This is a genomic window from Brevibacillus sp. Leaf182 (assembly GCF_001423865.2).
Taxonomy (GTDB): Bacteria; Bacillota; Bacilli; order Brevibacillales; family Brevibacillaceae; genus Brevibacillus; species Brevibacillus brevis_C.
Genome location: NZ_LMPN02000033.1, coordinates 163,148 through 182,444, shown reverse-complemented (window position 1 = coordinate 182,444; position 19,297 = coordinate 163,148). Strand labels below are relative to the sequence as shown.

General features: G+C 48.1%; 22 protein-coding genes. 10 read left to right on the top strand and 12 right to left on the bottom strand.

Annotation, left to right across the window (positions count from 1 at the left end; all coding sequences use genetic code 11):
• Positions 1-4: 4 nt before the first annotated feature.
• Both leuD and leuC read right to left on the bottom strand, forming a co-directional pair.
• Positions 5-589, bottom strand: a complete 585-nt coding sequence (leuD, locus tag ASG16_RS24740; protein WP_056492930.1) for a 3-isopropylmalate dehydratase small subunit — start codon at positions 587-589, stop codon at positions 5-7.
• Complete coding sequence (gene leuC, locus ASG16_RS24735) at positions 586-2,016, bottom strand: 3-isopropylmalate dehydratase large subunit (RefSeq protein WP_056492935.1); 1,431 nt, start codon at positions 2,014-2,016, stop codon at positions 586-588. The genes leuD and leuC overlap by 4 nt, the downstream gene beginning before the upstream one ends.
• A 113-nt stretch (positions 2,017-2,129) precedes the next feature.
• Here leuC and ASG16_RS24730 point away from each other — a divergent pair, with 113 nt between their 5' ends.
• The gene (locus ASG16_RS24730) at positions 2,130-3,017 is read left to right on the top strand and encodes a LysR family transcriptional regulator (RefSeq protein ID WP_056492938.1); all 888 of its coding nucleotides are present in this window, start codon (positions 2,130-2,132) and stop codon (positions 3,015-3,017) included.
• Positions 3,018-3,045: 28 nt separating this feature from the next.
• Here the strand turns inward: ASG16_RS24730 and ASG16_RS24725 are convergent, their stop codons facing one another.
• Positions 3,046-3,735, bottom strand: a complete 690-nt coding sequence (locus tag ASG16_RS24725) for a class F sortase (protein ID WP_056492940.1) — start codon at positions 3,733-3,735, stop codon at positions 3,046-3,048.
• 31 nt (positions 3,736-3,766) lie between these two features.
• Complete coding sequence (locus ASG16_RS24720; protein WP_056493346.1) at positions 3,767-3,961, bottom strand: hypothetical protein; 195 nt, start codon at positions 3,959-3,961, stop codon at positions 3,767-3,769.
• Positions 3,962-4,130: 169 nt separating this feature from the next.
• Here ASG16_RS24720 and ASG16_RS24715 point away from each other — a divergent pair, with 169 nt between their 5' ends.
• The 3 genes from ASG16_RS24715 to ASG16_RS24705 are packed head-to-tail and all read left to right on the top strand — an operon-like array spanning position 4,131 to position 6,598.
• Positions 4,131-4,478: a thioredoxin family protein gene (locus tag ASG16_RS24715; RefSeq protein ID WP_017248178.1), complete on the top strand. Its 348-nt coding sequence runs from the start codon at positions 4,131-4,133 to the stop codon at positions 4,476-4,478.
• Positions 4,479-4,511: 33 nt separating this feature from the next.
• On the top strand, positions 4,512-5,420 hold the full coding sequence (locus ASG16_RS24710) for an RluA family pseudouridine synthase (protein WP_056492944.1): 909 nt from the start codon (positions 4,512-4,514) through the stop codon (positions 5,418-5,420).
• A 59-nt stretch (positions 5,421-5,479) separates the two neighbouring features.
• Positions 5,480-6,598 (top strand): YheC/YheD family endospore coat-associated protein, encoded by a 1,119-nt coding sequence (locus ASG16_RS24705; RefSeq protein WP_056492947.1) that lies wholly within the window; start codon positions 5,480-5,482, stop codon positions 6,596-6,598.
• A gap of 44 nt (positions 6,599-6,642) precedes the next feature.
• Here the strand turns inward: ASG16_RS24705 and ASG16_RS24700 are convergent, their stop codons facing one another.
• The 3 genes from ASG16_RS24700 to ASG16_RS24690 form a co-directional block, all read right to left on the bottom strand.
• Positions 6,643-7,443, bottom strand: a complete 801-nt coding sequence (locus ASG16_RS24700; protein ID WP_056492949.1) for a VOC family protein — start codon at positions 7,441-7,443, stop codon at positions 6,643-6,645.
• 84 nt (positions 7,444-7,527) lie between these two features.
• Positions 7,528-7,980, bottom strand: a complete 453-nt coding sequence (locus tag ASG16_RS24695) for a GNAT family N-acetyltransferase (protein ID WP_056492952.1) — start codon at positions 7,978-7,980, stop codon at positions 7,528-7,530.
• 18 nt (positions 7,981-7,998) lie between these two features.
• On the bottom strand, positions 7,999-8,490 hold the full coding sequence (locus ASG16_RS24690) for an NUDIX hydrolase (protein ID WP_056492955.1): 492 nt from the start codon (positions 8,488-8,490) through the stop codon (positions 7,999-8,001).
• Between the two features lie 162 nt (positions 8,491-8,652).
• On the opposite strand from ASG16_RS24690, the gene dsdA reads away from it, so the two are divergent.
• A complete protein-coding gene (gene dsdA, locus ASG16_RS24685; RefSeq protein ID WP_056492958.1) occupies positions 8,653-10,026 on the top strand; it encodes a D-serine ammonia-lyase in 1,374 nt (457 codons plus the stop codon).
• A gap of 50 nt (positions 10,027-10,076) precedes the next feature.
• On the opposite strand, the gene ASG16_RS24680 is transcribed toward dsdA, so the two are convergent.
• A complete protein-coding gene (locus tag ASG16_RS24680) occupies positions 10,077-10,823 on the bottom strand; it encodes a class I SAM-dependent methyltransferase (RefSeq protein ID WP_056492961.1) in 747 nt (248 codons plus the stop codon).
• Positions 10,824-11,061: 238 nt separating this feature from the next.
• Here ASG16_RS24680 and ASG16_RS24675 point away from each other — a divergent pair, with 238 nt between their 5' ends.
• Complete coding sequence (locus ASG16_RS24675; RefSeq protein WP_048032705.1) at positions 11,062-11,511, top strand: hypothetical protein; 450 nt, start codon at positions 11,062-11,064, stop codon at positions 11,509-11,511.
• A 31-nt stretch (positions 11,512-11,542) separates the two neighbouring features.
• Here ASG16_RS24675 and ASG16_RS24670 read toward each other — a convergent pair whose 3' ends face one another.
• The 3 genes from ASG16_RS24670 to trhO form a co-directional block, all read right to left on the bottom strand.
• Complete coding sequence (locus ASG16_RS24670; protein WP_056492964.1) at positions 11,543-12,064, bottom strand: hypothetical protein; 522 nt, start codon at positions 12,062-12,064, stop codon at positions 11,543-11,545.
• 12 nt (positions 12,065-12,076) lie between these two features.
• Positions 12,077-13,528 (bottom strand): amidase family protein, encoded by a 1,452-nt coding sequence (locus tag ASG16_RS24665; RefSeq protein ID WP_056492966.1) that lies wholly within the window; start codon positions 13,526-13,528, stop codon positions 12,077-12,079.
• 140 nt (positions 13,529-13,668) lie between these two features.
• Positions 13,669-14,613 carry an oxygen-dependent tRNA uridine(34) hydroxylase TrhO gene (gene trhO, locus ASG16_RS24660; protein ID WP_056492969.1) on the bottom strand — a complete coding sequence of 315 codons (945 nt, stop codon included), beginning with the start codon at positions 14,611-14,613 and terminating at the stop codon, positions 13,669-13,671.
• 196 nt (positions 14,614-14,809) lie between these two features.
• Between trhO and dut the strand changes: the two genes are divergently transcribed.
• Positions 14,810-15,346: a dUTP diphosphatase gene (gene dut / locus ASG16_RS24655; protein WP_056492972.1), complete on the top strand. Its 537-nt coding sequence runs from the start codon at positions 14,810-14,812 to the stop codon at positions 15,344-15,346.
• 99 nt (positions 15,347-15,445) lie between these two features.
• Here the strand turns inward: dut and ASG16_RS24650 are convergent, their stop codons facing one another.
• On the bottom strand, positions 15,446-15,748 hold the full coding sequence (locus ASG16_RS24650) for a DUF3846 domain-containing protein (RefSeq protein WP_056492975.1): 303 nt from the start codon (positions 15,746-15,748) through the stop codon (positions 15,446-15,448).
• A 158-nt stretch (positions 15,749-15,906) separates the two neighbouring features.
• Between ASG16_RS24650 and ASG16_RS24645 the strand changes: the two genes are divergently transcribed.
• From ASG16_RS24645 to cysT, 3 genes are all read left to right on the top strand, one after another.
• Positions 15,907-17,133, top strand: coding sequence for an NAD(P)/FAD-dependent oxidoreductase (locus tag ASG16_RS24645; RefSeq protein ID WP_056492978.1), 1,227 nt, complete (start codon positions 15,907-15,909; stop codon positions 17,131-17,133).
• Between the two features lie 227 nt (positions 17,134-17,360).
• Positions 17,361-18,422 (top strand): sulfate ABC transporter substrate-binding protein, encoded by a 1,062-nt coding sequence (locus ASG16_RS24640; RefSeq protein ID WP_056492981.1) that lies wholly within the window; start codon positions 17,361-17,363, stop codon positions 18,420-18,422.
• Between the two features lie 30 nt (positions 18,423-18,452).
• Positions 18,453-19,289, top strand: coding sequence for a sulfate ABC transporter permease subunit CysT (gene cysT / locus ASG16_RS31070; protein ID WP_056492984.1), 837 nt, complete (start codon positions 18,453-18,455; stop codon positions 19,287-19,289).
• Positions 19,290-19,297: the final 8 nt, after the last annotated feature.

Sequence of the window (19,297 nt, the reverse complement as noted above, 5' to 3'; positions counted from 1 at the left end):
GAAATTAACGACTTGCTTCGTATGCAGAAATCTTATCTTCATACTGCAACGTAATTCCAATATCGTCGAGACCATTCAGTAGGCAATAACGACGATAGGAGTCTACCTCGAACGGGTAGGAGAGACCTTCACTGTCACGAACGACTTGTTCTTGCAGATCGATGGTCAACTGGTAGTTCGGCTTGTTTTGAGCACGATTGAACAGTTCATCGACTTGCTCTTCACTCAACTTGATCGGCAGGATGCCGTTTTTGAAGCAGTTGTTGTAAAAAATGTCCGCAAAGGATGGAGCAATCACACAGCGGAAGCCGTAATCAAGGAGTGCCCATGGAGCATGTTCACGAGAGGAGCCACAGCCAAAATTGTTGCGGGCAAGAAGGACAGTAGACTCCTTGTAGGCAGGCGTATTCAGAATGAACGTATCGATTGGCGCGCCATCGACAGTAAAGCGCCATTCGTAGAACAGGAATTGACCAAAACCGCTGCGCTCAATGCGCTTCAAGAACTGCTTAGGGATAATTGCGTCCGTATCTACGTTTACACGATCGAGTGGGGCTACCACTCCGGTGTGGATGACAAATGGACTCATTGGAATACCTCCTTGCTAGCGTTCTCGCTTTTCCATTCACGTACATCGACGAAGTGACCTGCGATAGCTGCTGCTGCTGCCATTTCCGGACTGACCAGATGCGTTCTACCGCCGCGTCCTTGACGTCCTTCGAAGTTCCGGTTGGAGGTAGAAGCACAACGCTCACCCTCGGACAGGATATCCGGGTTCATCGCCAGACACATGGAGCAACCAGATTCGCGCCAGTCAAAACCAGCTTCTTGGAAGATGAGGTGCAAGCCTTCTTGCTCAGCGAGCTGCTTGACTGCTTGAGAGCCAGGAACGACCATTGCGTGTACGGAAGGGGAGACCTTGCGTCCTTTGGCCACTTCGGCTGCTTTGCGCAAGTCCTCGATTCGACCGTTTGTACAGGAGCCGATAAAGACGCGATCGATTTTGATTTCGCTCATAGGGGTGCCAGGTGCAAGGTCCATGTACGCCAGAGCATCTTGTGCCGCTTTTCGCTGTGCGGTTGTCTCGAATGACTCAGGGTTTGGAACGGTGCTCGTAATGTTCGTACCCATACCAGGGCTCGTTCCCCACGTCACTTGCGGTGCGATCTCGGCTGCTTCGATTTCAACACAAGCATCAAACGCTGCGCCTTCGTCTGTGCACAGCTCTTTCCAAGCCTCGACAGCTGCCAGGAAATCTTCCCCTTGCGGAACGTAGCGCTTGCCTTTCAAGTAGTCAAAAGTAGTCTGGTCAGGAGCGATTAAGCCGGCACGAGCGCCACCTTCAATCGTCATGTTGCACACAGTCATACGCTCTTCCATAGTCAGGTTGCGGATCGCAGCGCCTGTGTATTCTACGACGTAGCCAGTTGCAAAGTCAGTTCCGTATTTTGCAATAATCGCCAAAATTAAGTCTTTTGCACTGACACCGAATGGCAGGTCGCCGTTTACACGTACTTCCATCGTTTTTGGTTTGGATTGCTGCAAGCATTGCGTAGCGAGCACATGCTCCACTTCACTGGTACCAATACCGAAGGCAAGGGCGCCGAATGCTCCGTGAGTGGAGGTGTGGCTGTCACCGCAGACGATTGTTTTGCCTGGATGTGTGAGCCCGAGCTCAGGACCAATGACGTGGACGATCCCTTGATCTGGGCTGTTCAGATCCGCGAGGGTAATCCCGAATTCCTCACAGTTCGCCGTCAAGGTTTCCATTTGTTGACGAGAAATCGGATCTTTCACATTAAAACGGTCAGATGTCGGTACGTTGTGGTCCATGGTTGCGAAGGTAAGCTCTGGGCGGCGTACCTGGCGGCCAGCCAAGCGGAGTCCTTCGAAAGCTTGCGGCGAAGTCACCTCGTGAACCAGGTGCAGGTCGATATACAAAAGGCTCGGCTTGCCTGCCTCTTCGTGAATAACGTGATTGTCCCAAATCTTTTCAAACATCGTACGGGCTGTCATTATGTTTCCTCCTTCGTTCAAAAACTCTTAACAAGGTTGTAACATGGCAAAGAGAATAGTTCAAAGATATAATAATTATAAGAAGGATAGTTTTTGCCTATCGGGAGGTCTATATGGAGTTACGACAAATTCGTTATGTACTCGCTGTTGCGGAAGAACGCAGTTTCTCCCGGGCAGCCAATCGATTACATTTGGCCCAACCATCGTTGAGCCAACAAATTGCGAAGCTGGAGAAAATACTCGGTGTCAGCTTGTTCCATCGCTTGCCGCAGCACGTAGAACTGACTGATGCGGGCCAGCGCTTTATACAGGTGGCGCAAACGCTCGTCGACATGTCAGAGGGGCTAGAGCGGGAAATGCGCGCTTATGCCGTAGGAGAAAGCGGAAAATTGCTGGTAGGAAGCTTGCCGATCACAGGAGCGTACGTGCTGCCAAGGGTGTTGCCTACGTTTACACAGCAATTTCCCGGTGTGGAGCTGCAATTGATGGAGGAAACGTCGAGTCATTTGGAGCAGCTACTCGTGCGGGGGAAAATTGATGTAAGCTTACTAACCATGCCCATCAGTGATCCGTCTCTGGAAATCCTCCCTGCGATCAACGAAGAAATCTTTTTGGCGGTACCAGCCAATCATCCGCTCGCGAAACGGAAAGAAGTCGATCTCGCAGAGGTAGCCGATCAGCCATTTATTCTGTTAAAAGAAGGACAAGGCTTCCGCACGATTTCGCTTCGGCTCTGTGAGCAGGCGGGATTCCGACCGAGAATCGTGTTTGAGAGCTCGAACATCCAGACGGCTCAGTCACTTGTTGCAGCAGGAATGGGGTTATCGTTTGCGCCGAAAATGATTACGCTCGCACCCGGAACGATCGAACCGCCAACTTATGTCCGGATAAAAACAAAACCTTCTCGCACACTCGTCGTGGCGTATCGAAAGGACAAACCGCTGTCACGCCCGGCTGAAGCGTTTGTGCAATGTCTCCTCGAGCAGGGGGGGAAAATATAAAGGCAAACAAGAAACCCAGTCGCCGCAATCATTCGCGCACACTGGGTTTTTCATCTTGCGGCTCTATATCTTGAACAAGTTCGGAAAAGACGACGAGCCTTCGAGCATGCTCCTGTGTTTTCTTGTTAAATTTGCCAGAGCAGGTTATCAAATTCAGATGGGATCGCTCTGCATTCCCAAAAATCTGATCGATGGGCGCTTCGGCAGTCTGGAAGCTTTCTACTCTGCGAACCTGGAAGGTAAGCGTTTTTCCTTTTGCTTCACGCACCGTGATTTTGTCGCCGGGTTTTAGTTTTTTCAGATGGTAAAAAACAGCTGGACCTGTATAATGATCAAAATGACCAGCGATCACTGCATTCCCCTTCATTCCGGGCTTCGTCCAGGGCGCCAAAATACCCACGCGATCAAAAGCCTTTGGGACGTCCATTTGCCCATTCGGTAAAACGCCGACCGGTTCTACACGAGCTTGCAGGTTCAGTTTGGGAATATGTAGAAGTGTAGGCATGATTCCGTCTGGAAGAGGAGGGGCAGGAAGGAACGTCGGTTGAGGTGGCAGCGAAGGACCATAAACGGTAACCGTTTGTTTGATATGGATGGGTCCTGCTGGTTTTGGCATGGTATTCGTGATTTTTGGAGCTTCGACTGGTTGTTTAGCTGTATGACCGCAACCCATTGTAACCAAACTAATGAATAGAAGGAACCCCAGTAGTTTTTTCATAGATCGCAAAGAAAAGGGGGAAGATCCCCCTTTAATTGCTTGCCCCACCCATACCAGTTTTCGGCATAGCCTTGATATGCGCTTTGCCTTTATGTGCTTTGGTTTTCATGTGGTGAGCTTTGGTCTTCATATGATGCGCTTTTGTTTGTACCTTGTGGTGTTTTTTGTGACCGTCATGTGTTGCAGCAGATACAGGAATTGCAGTAGTTACCAAGCATGCAACCATCAACAAAGCAGCGAACTTCTTCTAGCACCTACCTTAAAAATTATTGGCTTACAACCAATAGGATTTCCGTTTGTTGTTTTGTTAGTGATGGCAATTGTTTCTCCTAAACGTCCCAAACAGCCCGCGCCTGTGGTACACTATTTCCAAATCATTCTGGGAGGAAGATAACATGAGAGAAATTAAGACAGAAGCTGAGTTCGAGCAGGTAATCGCAGCAACCAAGCCAGTCATTGTCAAATTCTTTACGGATTGGTGCCCAGATTGCCATCGCATTGATCCATTCATGCCTGCTGTGGAAGAAAAATACAAAGAACAGTTGGACATGATTGAAGTCAACCGTGATACTCTCCCGGATTTGTCCCAAAAGTACGATGTCTTCGGGATTCCGAGCTTTATTGCGTTCCATAATGGAAAAGAACTGGTTCGCTTCGTGAGTAAGCTCGGAAAGAGTCGTGAAGAGATCGAGCATTTCCTGGACCGTGCGATTCAAGTCAGTAAAGGACTCGAGCAAGCGTAATTGCATGAACATAGAACAGGGAGATAGACAGAAATGTTATTCATGAAAAAAGAAGGAGAATGGCTTGTTGCTCACTTACGAGACAATGATGATGCCATTCCGATTGGGAACCTGCTGCGCGAAGAGTGGAAGCTGCCTCGCAAGCAGGTCCATCTTTTATTCCAACACAAAGAAGTACTACTGGATGGCGAACCAGTTGCTCAGCATGTTGCAGGAAAAGCAGGGCAGGAAGTTCGCCTGCGGATGTGCAAGCCTGAGCCATTGGGGCTTGATCCGGCTAGCGAAGCTCCGGAAATCTTGTACGAGGACGATCATTTGCTTATCGTGAATAAGCCAGTTGGCCTTTTGTTACATCCGACCGAACGACATCATCATGTGACGTTGGATCATCTCGTATCGGGGCACTTTTTCCGTACAGGTTTGGAAGCAAAAGTCCGCCATGTCCACCGGCTGGATCAGGATACGTCAGGCGTCGTTCTGTACGCGAAGCATGCATGGGCCTCTGCATTGTTAGATGAAATGCTGCGTGAGCGCACAATCAAGCGTACATATGTCGCGTATGTATCGGGACAAATGCCCAAAGAGCGCGGGAAAATTAATGAACCCATTGGAAAAGATCGGAATCATGGGACGCGAAGAAGGGTCTCACCAAACGGAGATCCAGCGATTACCCATTACCAGGTAAAAGAGCGTTTTCAAACAGCTACGAAAGTAGAATGTCAATTGGAGACGGGGAGAACCCATCAAATTCGCGTTCACTTTAGTCATATCGGGCACCCGCTTTTAGGGGATGAACTGTATGGTGGCAAGCGCGAACTCATTAAGCGACAAGCGCTGCACGCAGCGGTGCTCAAATTTGTGCATCCATTCGGTGGAGAAGTCATCGAAGTAACGGCTCCGTTGCCGCTCGATCTATTTCACTTGGAAAAGAAGCTGAGATAATCGCCATTTGACTACGGACTGAATAAACTGCCAAGGAGGAAACGAGAGAGGGTGGTCTTTTGAAACGACCCATTATCGGCATCTTGACTTGGCGGGAAGGCAAACGCTTTGCAGAGCCAACCTATTTTCGGCGACTACTTAAAGCTGGACAAGAACTGGGCTGTACCGTTTTCTTGTTTTCCCCAAATGATGTCCTTGGGGCCGGAAAGAAGGTGAGAGGGTATATTCCGGGGAGCAATGGCGGCTGGCAAGCAAGGATATTTGACCGTCCAGACGCTGTTTTCGACCGATACCGCTATACACCGACACAAGCGTTTAAGAACTATGTGGCCTTTCGAAGGACGAGTAATTTTTTGTACGCAAACAATCGCTTGGCAAACAAATGGCGTGTACATGAGGTGCTGCATCGCGACCCCAGAATGCATCGCTGGCTTCCGGAAACCCACCTCTATAACCGCCAAAGCCTGGTCAACATGCTAAGTAAGCATCCATTGCTCTACGTAAAGCCACTCAATGGAACAGGAGGACGAAACATCTTGTCCATTGAAAAGCGTGGCGACGAACTGCGACTGCTGGGCCGTAATAAACAAAGGGCGAAAGTATCCACAGTAGTAAGAGACAAAGCCGCTGCCCAGAGATGGGTAGATCGTTGGACGAGACAGGAGAAATACATCGTTCAGCAAGGGCTTCGTTTGCAGCTTGTTCCTTCGCGTGCAGTAGACATGCGCCTCTTGATTCAAAAGAATGGGCAAGGTGAATGGAGTATCACAGGTCATGGAATTCGCGTGGGTCCAGAACGCAGTGCCACCTCTAATCTGCATGGTGGCGGAAAAGCTATCCCCGTATCGGAATTTCTCCGACCGAGGTTTGGGGAGGAACGCACTGCGCAGATCGTGCGTGATTGCGAACAGCTCGCTTTTCAAACAGCGGAAACACTCGAGGATCATTTTGGACGGATGGTTGAATTTGGGCTGGATATTGGCATCGATGTAGATGGTTGCGCTTGGCTGATCGAAGTGAATCCCAAACCAGCTCGGGAAATTTTCCGGGAGATGGGAGCATCGGGACAGTACAAGAATGCCATTACTCGCCCGCTTGAATACGCCATCTACCTTGCAAAAACACAGGGACGTGAAGGTCGCGAGCCACTTTTGAAGAGAAAGGTCGCCAGAGGATAATGTAAAAGCAGAACAGCGGCAGTCCTCGTCTGCCGCTGTATTTGTTAATTGGAGATAGAAAGCGGTAATTGCAATTTGCTCGGGGTGTCAGGGGCGTAATCGGGTGTATGGATAACAGAAAAAGAGTATCCTTCCCGGACGAACGTAAGCTCATGGGCATCCGAATGGAAGAGGACATTACTTTTTTCAAAGCGTCTCCGTACTTTTTGCAGGAACGTTTGGTCAGGTGTTCCAAAAGTGACGTGCATTTTTGGTGGCAGCGCTTTCATCGCGATGGGAATCCAGGGCCTGTTTTTCCATGTGGCTACAATATGCGCCGTTCCCCCAATGACGAAGTTAAAAATTTCCCCATCCTCATAAGATTTCATGCTTATATTCGATTTTAGCCATTGCGTAAAAACGGGCACACTTTCTACGGGACAGCCCACTTCTCGTAAATACAGAATGTGCAGGGGAGTGGATGGCTCGACGACCTCTTCTGACACGTACTCGTGGGCAATAATCTCAAGAAGATTCCCGTCTCCATCGCGGAAATACAGGTTCATCCGTCCTTTTTCCTGATCAATGTCATGCCCATCCTCCCATCGAACAATCAAAAGACCAGATTCTTTGATCTTTTTCGCTGATTCATGAAAGAGGGAATAAGGTACTTGAAAAGCAATATGGGCGGGTGAGATCGGTTCATACACTTCTTCAAAGGTTAAACGAAAATCGGGTGTAACTTGAAACGTAATTTGCTTATTTGACTGAGATGAAATCGGAAAGCCGAGACAGTCTGCGTAAACCTGGCGTACCCCTTGGATGGACACAGTTTGTAAGGTTAATTTTGAAAAATGCGTGATCACATGGCATCACCTTTTCCTATAAAAAGATAACATAATATAAATTATGTATACTCATTCGATTCACACTGTTTCTAGACAGTCTTCTCAAATATCTTGAGAGAGGCGAACCATATCTACCACCTGAATCCCGTTTTCGTAAATCTCTTCCTCATAATGCCGCAGGAAAAAGTCCCGATCGATCCAATTCATCCGAAATCCACACTTTTGATAAAGGGCGAGCTGACCCACGCTAGAATTCCCTGTGCCGACCTCGATCGTCTTATAACCGAGAGATTTGGCTACATCAATGGAATGAAGAACGAGTTTTTTGCCAATGCCCTTGCCATGATGGGCCTCATCGACGGCAACATTCACGAGTTCAATTGTATCTGGTCTGGTTGGAATCAATACGTAGACACCTACGATGCTATCCTCCAGAATAGCGACATAGCATTGACCTCTTTGTAAATAATCCCTCACCAATCTGACAGAGGGGTCAGCCAATAAGAGTAAATCCATTGGTGGTTGTTCTTGTACGGCAAGCTTGCGAATTTCCATCCGTGTTTCTCCTCCGATTTAAGTGGTTACCGGTTTTTGCAATGGAGCTGTTTCATAGTTGACAACCTGGTTGTTTTCGTACGTAAAGAAATGCTGACAAGGATCAGCCTCTTCCAACATGTATGGTAAAAACAGGGGAAGGTTTTCTGGGACGCCAGCATTGTCGGGGTCCAAGATCCACGCTAGCTCTTTCCAGTCAAGGATACCTTCTTCCACTACCTGTGGGGTTTGAGAGCGCTCGTAGTTGTCTGGAAGATGAGCGAGAAATGCATACATACCGCCCGTTTCCATTCCATCGATCAGCCAAGAGACAGTTCCTTTGTAGCAAGCGGTTTCTAGCAAAATGCCCGTCTCTTCCCGAACCTCGCGAAGGACACTGTCCAGTGGAGTCTCTCCGTGCTCTAGCTTACCGCCTACGCCATTCCATAGCCCCATCAACGGTGATTTGTTGCGATTCAGCATGAGTATTCCATTTCTATGTTTGAGAAAGCATATGGTATAGCGATACATGTTATCACTTTCCTTTTTGTTACAATTGACTTCTTTAACACGACCATTGTATCAAATGAGTGGATTCATCAGTAATTTTTATTTGGTTTTCCCAAAGAAGTTTCGTAATATTTCGTTATAATAACAAAGAAGATGGAAGGAAGAATAGGGGGCTCGTTCAACATGCGAAACAATGAAAAGGTAGAAGGGCTAACAAGGGAGGAGTGGAAAACGAAATATCCGCTTCTTCCAAACATGATGGAGACGGATGAAGTTTTCTGGACAAACCCTAGCTATGATGAGATCGCAAAAGCAACTCTCCCCGTTACGCCAGAGGAAGTCCAGGATGCGGAAGAACGGTTGCGGCGTTTTGGCTCGTTCATTCAAGTAGCTTTCCCTGAGACGAGAGAAGCTGGTGGACTGATCGAGTCCCCACTTGTTCCAATAAAAGAGATGCAAAAGCACTTGGAGTCTCGCTTTGCATCAGATATACAGGGGAATCTCTGGTTAAAATGCGACAGCCATTTGCCTATTGCAGGTTCCATCAAAGCGCGGGGCGGCATCTACGAGGTGCTGGCACATGCAGAAGAATTGGCCCAAAAGCATCAGATGCTGCAACCGGACAATGATTACGCTATTTTGGCTTCGGATGAGTTCCGGGAACTGTTTTCCCGTTATTCCATTGCGGTAGGCTCGACAGGAAATCTTGGTTTGAGCATCGGGATTATCAGCGCGAAGCTCGGTTTTCGAGTCACTGTACACATGTCAGCGGACGCCAAAGCATGGAAAAAGGAATTGCTGCGGGCAAAAGGGGTCCAGGTTGTGGAGTACGCATCGGATTACGGAAAAGCGGTGGAAGAGGGCAGGAAGCAGGCAGAAGCCGATCCGAATTGCTATTTCATCGATGATGAGAACTCCAAGCGATTGTTCCTCGGCTATGCAGTAGCAGCCGGACGATTAAAGAAACAGGTAGAGGAGCAGCAGATTACAGTAGATAGCGATCACCCGCTGTTTGTCTACTTGCCGTGTGGGGTGGGGGGAGGCCCTGGCGGTGTGGCGTACGGATTGAAGCTTATCTACGGAGACCATGTACATTGCTTTTTTGCGGAACCAACTCATTCTCCTTGCATGCTGCTAGGTTTAATGACAGGCCTCCATGACAAAGTCTCTGTTCAAGATTTCGGGATCGACAACAAGACAGAGGCGGATGGCCTGGCGGTTGGTCGACCTTCCCGATTTGTAGGAAAAATGATGGAGAAGCTACTGAGTGGCGTGTTTACAGTGGACGACGAAGAACTATATGCGTTGTTGCGAGCCTTGCGCGATCACGAATCCATTCGATTGGAGCCTTCTGCATTGGCTGGAATGCCAGGGCCTGCTAGATTGTTTCAGCAGGAGACAGGGCGGATGTATATGGAGAAGCAAGGTCTGACGCAGGAAAAAATGAAAAAGGCGACCCACATCGTATGGGCGACGGGTGGGAGTATGGTGCCGGAGAAAATCCAGGATGAGTACTATGCCAAAGGTCTGGAAGCCAAAATCGATATGGATACATAATGTTTGTCCTTGAAGGAAAGCCCGGATTACTCCTCCGGGCTTTTGTTCATTCATTTCAAAGTCTTCTGCGTCTTGAAAATAATAAACGTCGGTCTTCTTACTTCGGAAATCTGATGCGGCTGCAAGAGGAGTCCTTCTGGCGTGCAGGTTGGCTCGATGATCTCTTGCAGGGTAAGCCCCGCTTGGATTAACGTATTGACGGCAGTGGACATGGAGCGGTGGTAAAAAAGGGCCTTTCTGCCGTTCATCATGTACATTTCACGTTCTCCATCTTCCAGGTAGTTGTCCAAGGGCCAGAAATGCTTCTGTCCTTCCTCGTCGCGTACCCAGCCCTCGACCTTTTTGCGAGCGGTAATATGCGGATGGAGTGTAGAGTAAACGAAATGTCCTCCGTTGCGTAAGGCCCGGCTTACTTTGTTGATCACGTGCTCATAGTCACGAACATAGTCCATGACGAGAGAGCTCGTAATAAGATCGTAGTCATGATCGGCAAGCTCAATGTCCTCCAGGGAGCCGTGTAGATATTGAATGTTCTCATGACTGTTATTCGTTCGGGCATACTCCAGCATGTTATGAGAGAGATCAACACCGATCACTTCACTGGCTCCTTGCTCCACGCAGTACTTGGCAAACTGTCCGCCACCACATCCGAGGTCGAGAACACGCAAGCCTTTTAGCGAGGGGAGACAACCACGAAAGGCAGGCTGTTCGATCAAATCATTCTCTGATTCACCGGACAGACGGAGCTTTTGATAGTCCTGATAAAAATCCTGTTGATCATACAGATTTTGTTTCATCCCATATCCCCCGTTTCCATTTTTTCTCGGATTCCTATTATGGATAAAAGATGAAGATGATGTCAATTATTCGTTTAAAACGATTGAAAATGAGAGCAGGAGTTTGCCTTTTTTACGAGAATTAGTGAGAGACAACCCATTTTTGAGATTCCGTCCGCTTTGCTGAGACGGTTTTTTTCTGTAAGAAGATTTGGTTTCGATATTTTTTGGCGAGACTGAAATCGAAGGAGGGATAAACGTGGACCAAATACTTCAACTGATCAAAGATTACTGGCCGATTGCGCTAGGTATCATAATCATTATCATGGCTGCCCAATGGGTGGTGCGAAGTATCATTCGAATTATTTCGCTTGCTGCTATTATTGGTGTTGTGCTCGTGTTGTTTTTCCAATTCAGTCCTGAAGAAGTGATCCAGATGGGACGTCAAGCAGCGGTAGCTACACAGGAAGTCGTCGACAAGACGATTACACCAGTCTTGGACAAAGAGCTAAAGGATGCCGATATTTCCTTCAAGGAAGACGGAACCTATGAAGTGAAGACAACGAATATTCGTATCGTGGGCAAAAAAGGCGAATCCAAAGCAACTGTTTATTACAAGGATGAAGAATGGGAAGTAAATATCGGTCAATTGAGTAAGCTGTTCCAGGACCGACTTGGTAAAGCGGAGCAAGAAAGTAAGACGATGTAGAAAGGGAAAAACGCATGGGGCCAAAAAGGTCTCATGCGTTTTTTGCTGGATAGGCGAGTACTTCCTCTACCCATGTATCTAGCAGATGCTGATATTCTTCGCTCGTTTTGATTCCGGGAGCTGAGGCAACTTGTTTTTCGAGTGGGAGTGTGCGTAGTTTTTTAGCAAATTTCCCCTCGATATCATCTTCATCTTCGAGTAGCAGATAGACGACATCTTCCAAGGAGCGATAGCTCGTAACGCTATACTCGATTCCATTCATTATCGTTTGAAAGTGACCGTGACGGTATTGGCAAAGGATGAAAGTGAAATCTAGATTGTTTATGATTTCCAAAAATCTGTTCAAAAACGCCGGTTCCACCATGATACACTCCAGCATTGTGGGTGGATAATTCGAGTGACTGATGTGGAACTCTGGGATAATTTGGATAAAGTCCTGCTGGCGTTCAGGACTGGCTTTGCCGTAGTAATCATCGTTGAATTTGCGAATGATTTTCTTCAGGTGCTTGAAAGGGATTGCTGTACCTATAAAAAGTCCATAATATCGGTTCATTCTGTGCTTCCTTTAATCTTTCGTCATATTCGGAGCTACACGCAGCCGAGTTGCTTGCTCATAAGCGTAGGCCAGGCGAAGAAGAGTAGGTTCATGGAATGCCAGACCGGTCAGCATGATGCCAAATGGCTTGCCCGCAGAAGTATAGCCAGCCGGAACCGTAATCGAAGGGTAACCAGCTTTGGCCGGGATAGCATAACCCGTACTGCCGGGGTACAAGAGGGCATCGAGTTCGTGCTCCTTCATAACAGCATCAAGGCCCTGCTTCTGTGACATTTCCAGATCGAACAGGCGATTCGCCAGATACTCAGGCTCTGTCAGTGTACCACTTGTCTGTTCGGATTCTTCCAGTAGCTCTTGCCCATATAGCAGGGCTTGTTCTTCATGAGCCCGATTAAAAGCAATGACATCCTGTAAGGAGCGGATCGGGTAGGAGGCCGGTAACGTTTTTAAGTACGCATTTACCCCAACCTTGAATTCATGTACGAGAACATGTCTATCCCACTCGGCATTTTCTGTCGGAATGGTGACCGCATCTACGACAGTTGCGCCCGCCTCTTTGAGCTTTTCAATAGCTGCTTCATACAAGGCAATTTCTTCATCTTCACACTCAGCCAAAAACCTGGAGCGTACAACGCCGATGCGCGCACCCCGCAATCCATCTGCATCGAGGAAGGGGAGGTAATCGGTATGGCCCAGACCTTCACTTTTTCCAGTCACCGGATCATTCGCATCTATGCCAGTAAGTGCGCCAAGCAAAATAGCTGCATCAGTCACGGTTCTCGCCATCGGTCCGGCTGTGTCTTGGCTATGGGAAATCGGGATGATACCCGAACGGCTGATTAAGCCAACAGTAGGCTTGATGCCCACGAGCGAATTGTGCTCCGCTGGGTGAAGAATGGACCCGGAAGTCTCTGTACCAACGGCCACGACGGCAAAACCTGCGGCAATCGCAGCAGCCGAACCCGAGCTAGACCCGCCGACATCGAGTACACCAGGACCGTATGGGTTCAACACTTGTCCACCGCGCGAGCTGTAGCCATCTGGCATGTCATTGGAGATAAAGTTAGCCCATTCCGTAAGATTTGTTTTCCCTAAAAGGACAGCGCCCGCCTCTCGGAGCTTGGTTACGACAAATGCATCCGCAGAGGCAAACGAATCTGCTAAAGCTAGAGCTCCAGCCGTGGTGTGCATCTTGTCAGAGGTCGCAATGTTATCCTTGATCAGTACAGGGATTCCGTGAAGTGGCCCGCGACTGCCTGACAACGCTCGTTCCCGATCCAGTGACTCTGCGATCGCCAGTGCATCTGGGTTTAGCTCACAAATGGCATTGATTCGGATGCCTTGTTTGTTGTAGGTGGCAATCCGCTGTAAAAAGGCGAGGGTCAGTTCCCGGGAAGTTGTGGTTCCAGCTGTCATTGCAGCTTGCCATTCGAGAATGCTCGTTTCATGAATCAATGACATAATGTATCCCCTTTTGTGAATGATTTGATTTTTATTATAGTACCAAATTCAGGGAAAGGGAACGAGAGGGGAGTGTGAGCCTTTTGTCAATAAAAAAACTGACTCTACGAGAGAATCAGCTTTTTTGTGTTTGTATCAAATTATGCGTTTGATCCAGCAGCTTGCAGCTTCGCTTTTTCTTCCGCTTCTACATAGCGGTTGCGAGGGTGCTCGCGGCATTCATCGGAGCAAGAACGCTTGAATTTTGTCTCACATTCTGGGCAGCAGAAGTGCTGTTTGTTGCAGAATGGGTTGGCGCAGTTGAGATAGCGGTCTTCCACAGTACCGCAGTAATGGCAACGGCCAATGACGACGTCTTCTTCTGTATGGTTGATCGGTATAGAGATGCGCTCGTCAAACACGTAGCATTTTCCATCCCACAGACGCCCTTGGACTTCTGGATCTTTACCATACGTGACAATCCCGCCCTCAAGGTGGTAAACATTTTCAAAACCTTGTTGTAGCAAGACACCCGTCAGCTTTTCGCAACGAATACCGCCTGTGCAGTAGGTGAGGACTTTTTTATCCTTGAACTGGCTCATGTTTTCACGAATCCACTCAGGGAACTCACGGGATGAATCCACTTCAGGGCGAATCGCACCACGGAAATGTCCCAAATCGTATTCGTAATAGTTGCGACCGTCGAGGATCACGACATCCTCTTCCTGCATCATTTCGTACCATTCTTTTGGGTTCAGATAGGTGCCAACTAGTTCATTCGGATTGACATCTTCCTCCAAACGCCAGGTTACGAGCTCTTTTTTCGGGCGCACAAACATCTTTTTGAACGCATGTTCTTCCGACTCATCTATTTTAAACCACATATCACTAAAACGTGGATCTTTTCGCACATATTCCATGTAGGCGTCGGTTTGCTCAATTGTTCCGGATACGGTTCCATTAATGCCTTCCGGAGCTACGATAATCCGCCCTTTCAGCCCGTTATCCTTGCAAAATTGCAAGTGCTCGGCTGCGTACTCCTCATAATTTTCAATAGGAGTATACTTGTAATACAACAAAATGCGATATGGTTTTTGTACTTGCAAGGTACAATTCCACCTTTCTTTTTCAATTGTGATTTTAGATGCAACGGTGATTATACCACATCCCATTGTTAAAAGCGCTGAAAAAGAAAGGGATTTGTGAGGTTTTTATGAAAATCGGTGCTTCTTGCTGGAAGTGGACGCATCCTGTACACTATGAATGGTAATCAGCTGACAGGCTATAGAGGAGAGACATTACATGAACATGACAAATGAGCGCCTGGTTACACAGGTGAAAATTAAAAAGCTCCATCAAGACGCGGTGATCCCAGCGTACGCGAGAGCAATGGACGCGGGCTTTGATCTGGTCGCGGTAGAGGATACATTGATTGCCCCAGGACAATCTGCAAAAGTTCCAACTGGATTGGCGTTCGCGCTTCCAGAAGGATTTGAATTGCAAGTGCGCCCTCGCTCCGGGATCAGTGCAAAAACAAAGCTGCGTTTGTCCAATGCACCAGGGACTGTTGATGCAGGCTACCGCGGTGAAGTATGCGTACTGATGGATAACATTCGAATCGCATCCGGAAAAAGTGGCAAGGTATGTCTGGGCGCTGGCGAAAACGAAGTAACCGTTGAACAAGAAGTCGATGCAAATAGCTACTTGATCAAAAAAGGGGATCGAATTGCACAGGGCGTGATTGCAATCGTTCCAGTTGCGCAGTTCGAAGTAGTCGATGAGCTCGATGAGACAGAAAGAGGAGCGGGCGGCTTCGGCAGCAGCGGTATCAAGAGCTAGTTCTTTTTCTATTTGAGTGAAAATACAAGACCCCTGATCATCAGCCGTGTACATGGACGTGAGCTGATAGGTCAGGGGTCATTGTTTTGAATCAAATCATCATCCTTTGGCGGATAAAAACCGATCAATTCTCGAAAGGTCGTCAGCCGTAAGCGAACGTCCATCTGCTTTGACGAATACGCAAGGTCCATAGACCCAATCTAAAAAACCGTCTGATGTGATGGGGAAGTTGTTCGCTTGTACCCCGCGTGCATCTTCATTCACTACGAGGGAGATTCCTTCCAAATGGTCATCTTCCACGACCTCATAGTCACCATTCACCAGTTCCTGTAGTTCATCCGTCCCAGCGATTTCTCGAACAACTGCTTGTTCATGCGGAAGCTTTACGTATACCGTAGTCAAGCGCAATCACTCCTTCTGACATCTATCATAACGTATGACGAATGAATAGTGCGATAGGGGAGCGGATGCCTGTTGGCGTGTTGGTTATCCTAATGGTTGAGAATTGAAGAATTGAAGAAACGTCCGTATTGATACTTTCAGCCTGAGGGGACATGCTGATGATATTCGTGACCGGAAAATTGTATTGGCCAGAAACATTGCCAGCGCCACCCTTCTATCCCTCTCTGGCCGAGGATGTGAAGTGTGATGTCCTGATCATTGGTGGCGGAGAGGCAGGAGCCCTCGTTTCCTATTATTTGAAGCAGCATGATGTGGACGTCATCCTCGTGGATAAACGGCGGGTGAGTGGGGGCAGCAGCAGCGCTAACACGGGTTTGCTGCAAATATGCAACGATAAAACATTGACAGCCTGTATCCATTCGTTCGGTGAGCAAAAAGGAGTTCGTTTTTACGAATTGACGCGGCAGGCTGTTGATGAATTGGAAAAAATTTCGGGGCAACTAGACCAATCTCCAGATTACATAAGGCGTGATAGCTTGTATTATGCAAGTGAACCAGCCGATGCGGAGAGCTTGCGGACAGAGTACCAGTTATTGAAGAAGTACGGCTTTCCGGTCACGTATTTGGAGCGACGGGATATAGAGAAGCGATTCTCTTTTTCGAAGGAAGGGGCTATTTATTCCAAGGGAGATGCGGAGCTCAATCCGTACAAATTTGCCAACGGTGTGATCGCCCACTCTGTAAAAAAAGGGATGCGCGTATACGAAAATACGGAAGTCGTACATCAAAAAGTGCAGGATGGAGGGCTTTTGGTCTATACCAAAAGTGGGCACACAATCAAGTGCAGGCGTGCCGTGTTTGCCACTGGCTACGAAGCACAAACCATGAAACGCAATGCCAACGCCGTGATTTCCAGCTCGTTTTCCATCGTGACCAATCAAGTCGAAGCGTTTCCGGGCTGGCCGCAAGCATGTTTAATTTGGGAAACAGCCCGTCCGTACTTGTATATCCGTACTTGTCCGGAAGGGAGAATCATCGTCGGCGGACTCGATGAGCCTTTGAACGACTTACAAAAGAAGGATGCTTCCAGTCTGAAGAAGCGGGATCATTTGCTCGCAAAGATTCAAGCATTATTTCCACAGATTCCAATGCGAGCCGAATATTATTGGGGAGCGACTTTTGTCGATACCCATGACGGACTCCCGCTGTTTGGGGAGCAGGAAGGCTATCCGCACTGCTTGTTCCTACTAGGTTACGGTGGGAACGGAACCGTCTATTCGACCATTGGGGCTCAAATCATCCGTGATCTGATTACAAAAGGAAGTCATTCGGACGCTGATCTTTTTGCTTTTGAACGGATGAAATATGCCAGTGTCACGATCTGATCGAAAAAGCTTTCCCATTCAACGGGAGGGCTTATTTTTTTGAAAATGTCAGAACGGGCGGGCCCAAATTTGCTGGATGGGCAAGTAACATTTGAACGTGGCCTACCTGCCTAGCATAGGGTAGATGGAAATATCGTTGACAGGAATAAAAAGGCAGGTATAATCTTCAATAACAGAGTATTCCGAGTAAAATACTATAGATTAAAAGAGGAGTGAAGGTGAGCTGTATGAAAACCACGAAAGGCAAGGTCCAGACGATCCTGCAACGCGTAGGAATCGTTGCTATGGCGGCAGCTATAGCAGGCTGCTCGGCTGCCGCACCAGCAGAAACAGGTAATGGAGCGACGGGCAGCAACTCTACGGTAGAGCTGCTCAATGTTTCCTACGATCCGACGCGAGAGTTTTACCAAGATATCAACAAGGAGTTTGCCTCAGAGTGGCAACAAAAGACAGGTCAAACAGTGACGATCAAGCAATCACATGGCGGGTCAGGCAAGCAATCCCGCTCCGTCATTGATGGTTTGGAAGCAGATGTAGTCACCCTTGCCCTCGCTTATGATATTGACGCGATTGCCGAACGCGGTCTGATTCCTGCTGATTGGCAAAAGAAGCTCTCGGACAACAGCTCGCCTTATACCTCCACGATTGTGTTTCTCGTGCGAAAAGGCAATCCGAAGCAAATCAAAGATTGGGATGATTTGATCAAGCCTGGTATCGCCGTGATCACACCGAACCCGAAAACGTCTGGGGGAGCCAGATGGAATTACTTGGCTGCCTGGGGTTATGCTCTGAAGACAAATGGGGGAGATGAAGCGAAGGCACAAGAATTCGTGTCGCAATTGTTTAAAAATGTACCCGTCCTCGATTCTGGTGCACGTGGTTCGACCACTACATTTGTCGAACGTGGCATTGGGGATGTACTGATTGCATGGGAAAACGAAGCGTATCTTGCGGTCAATGAACTAGGGAAAGACAAATTTGAGATTGTAAATCCGTCCTTGAGCATTTTGGCGGAACCGCCTGTCACCATCGTTGACAAATACACTGACAAGCACAAGACAAAAGAAGTAGCGGAAGCATACCTCCAGTTCCTGTATAGCAAAAAAGGCCAAGAACTCGCAGCCAAGCACTATTATCGTCCACGTTCACAGGAAGTACTCCAAGCACATACACCCGCATTCCCTGACATCCAATTGTTTACTATCGATGAGTTGTTTGGTGGCTGGACGGAAGCACAAAAGACTCATTTTGCAGATCAAGGCGTCTTCGATCAACTTTATAAACCATAGACCTACACTTTCCTCAGAGGAGTTACCTTCATGAGAAAATCATTTCGCAACAGAGGGTTCTTGCCTGGCTTTGGCATGACCATGGGGTATACCATCATCTACCTGAGTCTTCTGGTACTAATCCCTCTGTCTGTCTTGTTTTTAAAAGCTTCGACGATGAGTTGGGAGCAATTCATTGGGACGATAATGGATACGAGGGTCCTTGCCTCTATTCGTGTGAGTATTATGACTTCGTTTTTCGCGGCTTGTCTCAATGCGGTGTTTGGTGTCTTGGTAGCATGGGTGTTGGTACGCTATCAGTTTGCGGGGAAGCGGATCATTGACGGCATAGTTGATCTGCCATTTGCTTTACCTACCGCTGTAGGCGGAATTGCCCTGACTTCGATTTACGCTGAAAATGGCTGGATCGGACAGTACCTGGCGGAGTGGGGGATCAAGATTGCGTACACTCCCATCGGTATATGGGTTGCCCTAACATTCATCGGTCTTCCTTTTGTCGTCAGAACCGTCCAGCCAGTGTTGCAGGATTGGGATTTGCAAATGGAGGAAGCGGCGGCAACGTTGGGCGCTACCCGATGGAATACATTTTGGCGGGTGGTGCTGCCGCATCTGTTACCGGCGATTATTACGGGTTTTGCGCTCGCTTTTGCCAGAGCATTGGGAGAGTACGGCTCTGTCGTGTTCATCTCCGGGAACATGCCGTTGAAAACAGAGATTGTGCCCCTCTTGATTATGACCAAGCTGGAACAGTTTGACTATGCAGGCGCTACGGCAATTGCAACGGTCATGCTAGTGATTTCCTTTATCATGCTTTTGATCATCAACTACTTGCAATGGAAAATCAATAAATTCGATGCGGCCCGTTAGGAGGTATT